This is a genomic window from Clostridia bacterium, assembly GCA_012840125.1.
Taxonomy (GTDB): domain Bacteria; phylum Bacillota; class DULZ01; order DULZ01; family DULZ01; genus DULZ01.
In genome coordinates this window covers 84,703-90,809 of record DULZ01000061.1, presented here as the reverse complement: position 1 = coordinate 90,809, position 6,107 = coordinate 84,703, and the positions used below count along the sequence as shown (strand labels likewise).

Below are 6,107 nucleotides of genomic sequence, written 5' to 3'. Positions count from 1 at the left end.
TGTCATGGTGCGGCGGCGCCGCTTCCAGGTAGAAAACAGATTGGCCGTACCAATGGATGCAGGGCATCGATGGCCACCTCACTCTCTTCTAGCCGCATTTGCTGAAGCCGCATTGGCAGCTGAGGCATCCTTCGGCAAATCTCAGGGGAGCTTTGCACTCGGGGCAAAGACCTAATTTAATGTAATCGTCCTCGGACAGGTTCCCGGTACAAGCTGTTTCACTGGTGGCGCAGTATTCGTCCCGGCACGCTTGGAACAATTGTTTGATGTCTTCTTGATACTGGTTGCTGGCTTTGAGCTGCTGGTACAGGATGCGACCGATGATATCAGGGCAGCTCTTGCCGACAATGCTGGCATCCGTGGCTTTTCTCCGGATGAAATTAGGGCAGCTGACCGAAGTGAGCTGGTCTATGATCGCTTCGGGAGCAATATTTGCCCTCAAGGCCAGGGAAATCAGGCGGCTCACCCCTTCGGTAAAACCGCTGCATCCACCGGAAGAACCGGTGGTGATGAATGTTTCAATCAGGCCCTGGTCATCGGAATTGACGGTGATATACATTTTGCCGCATCCTGTTTTGACCTGATCGGTAATCCCCACCGTCTGCTTAGGCCGGGCCCGCGGGTAAATCTTATCTTGGGCGGGAGCTTTTTTCTCTCCCTTGCCGATGGTCAGCACTTCATTGGCTCTGCTGCCTGACCGATATACCGTTACTCCTTTGCAACCCAGCTTGTAAGCTAACAGGTAAACCTGCCGCACATCTTCTTTGGTGGCTGTGTAAGGGAAGTTCACCGTTTTGGAAACGGCATTATCACAGTACTTCTGGAAAGCGGCCTGCATTCTGATGTGGTCTTCCGGGCTGATTTCCAGTGCTGTTATAAATACTTTTTTCCACCGTTCGGGAATGCCTTGGACTGCCTGCAGGCTGCCTGTTTCGATCACCTTGGAAATGACGGCACTTCTTTTTGCAGGTTCCAGGGTATCCAGCAGTCTCTTAAAGACCGGGTTGATTTCTACTAACTGTTCACCATCCAGGACATGTTTCACATATGCCAGGGAGAAAACCGGTTCAATCCCGGAGGAGGTCCCGGCGATCATGCTGATGGTCCCGGTGGGAGCGATGGTGGTACAAGTAGCGTTGCGCATGGCTTGTCCCCGGTAGACACTCCGGTCAATGTTCGGGAAGCTGCCCCGCTCCAGTGCCAGTTGACTTGAATAGGCATGGGATTTTTCTTGAATAAACTGCATCACTTGGGAAGCCAGTTCAATGGCTTCCGGTGAATTATACGGGATCATCAACTGGAACAACAGGTCAGCCCAGCCCATCACACCCAGGCCGATTTTCCTGTTTCCCTTTACCATGGCGTCAATTTTATCGATCGGGTACTTGCTTACTTCAATGACGTTGTCAAGGAACCGGACACTCCACTTGACCGTATACTCCAATTTATCCCAATCAATGGTATTATCTTCGGTGACCATGTGGGCCAGGTTAATGGAACCGAGATTGCAGGCTTCGTAACCTAGCAAGGGCTGTTCCCCACACGGGTTGGTGGCTTCTATTTCACCCAGTTCAGGGGTCGGGTTGGCTTCATTAAGCCTGTCCAAAAAGACAATGCCGGGCTCACCGTTTTTCCAAGCGTGCTCCACAATCAAGTCAAACAGCTCAGCTGCGGCCACTTGATCATAAATCTTGCCGTTAAAAACTAAATGATACTGTTCATTCTTCTCTACGGCTTCCATAAATTCTTTGGTCAGCCCTACGGAAATGTTGAAATTAGTCAGTTCATTGTTATCCGCTTTAGCAGTGATGAATTCCCGGATGTCAGGATGATCCACCCGCAGGATGCCCATGTTGGCACCGCGACGGGTTCCGCCCTGCTTAATGGCTTCGGTGGCGGCATTAAATACTTTCATAAAGGAAACCGGGCCGGAAGCCACCCCTCCCGTGGTTCTGACCGGGTCATTCTTAGGCCTTAAACGGGAAAAGGAAAAACCGGTCCCTCCCCCGCTTTTGTGGATGAGGGCCGCGTCTTTGACGGCAGTGAATATTTCATCCATGCTGTCGCCTACGGGAAGCACAAAACATGCCGCCAGCTGGCCCAAGTCCAGGCCGGCATTCATCAAGGTAGGGCTGTTGGGCAAGAAATCTAATTTGGCCATCAGGTTGTAAAAAACCTCAGCGATCTCGTTAACCTTTTCTGGTTCCATGCTTGGATTGAAAGCGTATTCAGCTTCAGCCACGGCGCCGGCTACGCGCCGGAACATTTCCTCCGGCGTTTCCACGACTTTGCCGTTCTCTTTGCGGAGATAACGCTTTTCCAATATGGTTATAGCATTAGGCGTCAAATTCAGCATGTTGTTCCCTTCCTTCTTCTATTTCATTTTCTTCACCATGGTGATCCCCTTCCTCAACTGTTGAAGTCAGGGTCAGCATTTGATTGATCACGTCTTCCAACTGGGCCAGCTTTTCACCGTATAAAGCCCAATTGCCCTGTCGCTGCGCTGCTATAGCTTCATCGAAGACGGTTTTGGCCAATGCGGCCAGTTCTTGATAGCTTGGTGGTTCTTCCGAGGGTCTTATTTCCCATTCTTCTTTAGCTATTATTTCTTGTTGTCTGTCACCAAGAATCGCTGCCAAGGCTTCATCTAAGGTTCGCGCCATGACTACTTGTTCTTCAAACACCACGATGACCCGGCTGAGTTCCGGGATGCTGCTTTGTTCCGATTGGAGGAAAATAGGTTCTACGTAAAGAATGGCGCCCTCGAGGGGGATGACCAGCAGGTTCCCCCGGATTACCCTGGAGCCTCGTTGGTCCCACAAGGTCAGCTGTTGCGATATTTCCGAATCCTGGTCGATCCTGGATTCAATTTGCATTGGCCCATAGACATGCTGGTCCTTAAAGAATTTATAAACAATGAGTTTCCCGTAATGGGGCGGATCGTTTAGAGCAGCCATCCAAGCCACCATATTGGCGATTTGTTTGGCCGGTATGAAGGGAAGCATCAGGACAAACTCTGGCTCCTGGTGTCCTTCCAATTGCAAAATGGTATAATACGGTTCCATGGTGACGGTTTCTGATTGAAACTTTTCCTCGGGTATTTTCCACGCATCTTCGTCATTATAGAATACCAAAGGATTCTTCATATGATACTTGGCGTAGATGCTGGCTTGTATTTCAAATAAATCCACCGGATAACGAAGATGTGCTTGCAATCCCGCAGGCATATCTTCAATATTTTTGAACATCCCCGGAAAAGCCTTCTGCCAGGCCATGGCAATCGGTTCTTGCCGGTCCACCACATAAAAATCCACATCTCCATGATACGCGTCTACTACTACTTTAACCGGATTTCGCACATAGTTTCCCCAACCCGGCGTCATGGCCGCATACGGGTAATACCGGCTGGTGGTGTAAGCATCCAGCAGCCAGTAGAGTCTGCCGTCTTCAAGCACCAGGTACGGGTCCTCATCCAGCCGCAGGAAAGGAGCGATCCGCTGCACCCGGTCCACTATTTGACGATGCATCAGAAGCTGGCTCCCCCTGTGCAATTCGTTACTGATTAAAAGGCGGTAGTCTTTGAAGCGGGCCGCAAACAGCAATCTTTTCAGGTAATTATCCAAAAGTATGCCGCCCGTACCCTGGTAAATGGTTTCCGCATTATCCTCTCCCTGGGGATAGTCGAATTCCTTAATATTAGTATTTGTAATGACATAATCACCGGTAAGTTCGCCGAAATAAATCTCCGGTCTCTCAAGGGACAGCCCCGTCACTGTGGTGGGGGGAATGTCCTTAATGAGAAACAGCGGTAACCCGGTGGCAGTGGCTTCATCCACCGGGCTCATCACTAAGCCGTAGCCGTGTGTATATCTTAACCTGGTGTTGGTCCAAGTTTGGACATGGGCTTCAAACCTGCTTAAGTCAATTTCCCTGGCGGCCAGCATCACTTGTCGCAGCTTCCCGTCGATAAGGTAGCGATCCACGTCAATGCCGTGAAAACTATAATAGTAACTTAATGCCTGCAGTTGATTATAACTCAATTGCAGCGGCCGCCAATCCCACAACCTGATATTGTCAATGGTGGCTTTGAATTTGTCCAAATCCAGCTGGCCGGTACCGGCGGGAAACTGGCGTTCCTCCACCTTTTCCAAATCATAGGCATAGCGGGTCATGTTAATGTGATGTTCTAGGAAAGCCTTTTCCTTGGCGAATTGGTTTGGCTCAACGATCAACCGCTGCACCACCGGCGGCAGCGCCACGGTAGATATACCGGCAATTAGTAAACTAACCAGGCCTGTCACCAGTGTCAACTTGAATCTCCATGTATGCAGGCTCCCGAGACATAGCATCCCCAGCGTCACTAGACATAACGTCGATAAACCGTAGCCCGGCAGCAGTACGTATACGTCCGTGTAACCGGCACCCAAGAATAAAGAGTTTTGGTGCAGGGGGAGCCGGAAGGCCTTCAGCAGGATGTGAAAAGCCAGCAAAAAAAACAACAGCCCGGCCAGGATCAACAAGTGCCGCTGGCCGAAAGTCAGTTTTGTCCTGCGCCACCCTATTAACTGGGACGGGTTGAACAACAGGTACGCCGTGAAAGTTACCGGCAGGAGCCAAACCAGCAATGGAGATAATATATCCCGGATCGTTTCAAAGATAGGTAAAACGAAAACAAAAAAACTAACATCCATACCAAAAATGGGGTCGGCAATACCAAAGGGCACACGATTGACCAGCTGGAGCCAAACAGCCCAGCCGGTGTCCAGCCGGTAAGCAGTGTAGCCGGCCACGGCTAAGCCGATGCACAAAAAAAATATATTCAACGCCCTGTACGGCAGCCTGGAGAGAATGAGCTGCCTGTACAGTCTCAGGACAGGCGGCAGGGCGCTGTCAATGATATCATAATCCCTTTGATGCTTTAAAGCCAGCTTTAGGTTCAGAAAAAAGAGTATAAAGGTTAACGTAAAGATGGCGGCATAAATGACCAGCTTGGTATTTAAGACTTTCCAAAATACACTGCCGAAACCCAGGTGGTTAAACCAAATAGCCTCGGTAATAAGCCCTGAAAGTGCAGAAAGGATCAGCCACCCGATTACTGTTACTGCTAAAACGATGAGTCTGGCCCTGTTAAGCCTGCTCTGCAACGACAATCAACACCTCTACATTTCGTTTAATCATATATAATTCTTGGTTTGCCCCCATTTTCCTGCCTAAAAAACGGAAGTCATCGCCCGTGACAGGCGATGACTTCCGTTTTGGATGACAGGTTCAGGCTAAATTAAGTCCTGCAAGAACAGAGGGACGAAAGTGTAGAGCAGGTAAGCGAAAAGCCCTAGGAAGAAGACCAATTCGCCATAAATTAAAATCTTTGACCTTGCCCACCGGGAATGGTGTTCTTCTGCTTTTGCGTCCTTAAGCTCAGGGTGAGCTTTGATCAATTGTTCATACTCTAAAGGATGCTCTTCCTTGAGGTGGTGCAGGGACATTTTACCGTTCAACCAAACTAAACTGCTGGGGAAAACCCTGGGATGAAAATGCACATGGAAGAAATGGCCTACGAACAAAGCCAGCATGCAGATGAAGGCTTCGTTGCTGTGTACTACCCGGGCTACTCCAAAGGCCCAGCGCGGCATCCAATAGAACATACCGGGGAACCATAAAATCAGACCGGAGAAGCCCATTACAATGACGCCCCAAATAACGGCAAAATACTCGAATTTCTCCAAATAGCTGTAACGACCGTACTGGGGTGGGGTGTCAGTCATACCCAGCAGGTACTTGGCGTGGTGAATGGCATCCTTAAAATCCTTAATGGTAGGGATCATTTCCCAAGACGGGCCCTTTTTGATGAAAGTCCAAATCAACCAGACCACGTGGTAAGCTGCAGTCAATACCATCAGGACCGCGAAGACCTGGTGAAAGAGAAACAGGTTGCCAAATCCGCCAAACAGTTTAATGGCATAACCAGCCCAAGGTTCCGCGCTGTACTTAATGGGAAACCCGGTAAAAATCAACATCAGGACGCTGACGGCCAGCAATCCATGCTGGATCCTCTGCTGCAAGCTAAAGCGGACAATCTGAATTACCTTGTCAGCAGCTTTAGACAT

Annotated in this window: 3 protein-coding genes; all 3 read right to left on the bottom strand. The window is 49.7% G+C overall.

Features of this window, described 5'->3' with window-relative positions; genetic code table 11:
* Positions 1-88 precede the first annotated feature (88 nt).
* The 3 genes from GXX34_07895 to GXX34_07885 all read right to left on the bottom strand — a co-directional run bounded on the left by GXX34_07895 (position 89) and on the right by GXX34_07885 (position 6,107).
* Positions 89-2,353: a vitamin B12-dependent ribonucleotide reductase gene (locus GXX34_07895; GenBank protein ID HHW07430.1), complete on the bottom strand. Its 2,265-nt coding sequence runs from the start codon at positions 2,351-2,353 to the stop codon at positions 89-91.
* On the bottom strand, positions 2,337-5,144 hold the full coding sequence (locus GXX34_07890; protein ID HHW07429.1) for a UPF0182 family protein: 2,808 nt from the start codon (positions 5,142-5,144) through the stop codon (positions 2,337-2,339). The genes GXX34_07895 and GXX34_07890 overlap by 17 nt, the downstream gene beginning before the upstream one ends.
* A 129-nt stretch (positions 5,145-5,273) precedes the next feature.
* Positions 5,274-6,107: a cytochrome b/b6 domain-containing protein gene (locus GXX34_07885; GenBank protein HHW07428.1), complete on the bottom strand. Its 834-nt coding sequence runs from the start codon at positions 6,105-6,107 to the stop codon at positions 5,274-5,276.

Bases quoted from the DNA above. Each gene is read 5' to 3' on its own strand.
- GXX34_07885 (HHW07428.1), bottom strand. From the start codon at position 6,107: ATGTCTAAAGCTGCTGACAAGGTAATTCAGATTGTCCGCTTTAGCTTG.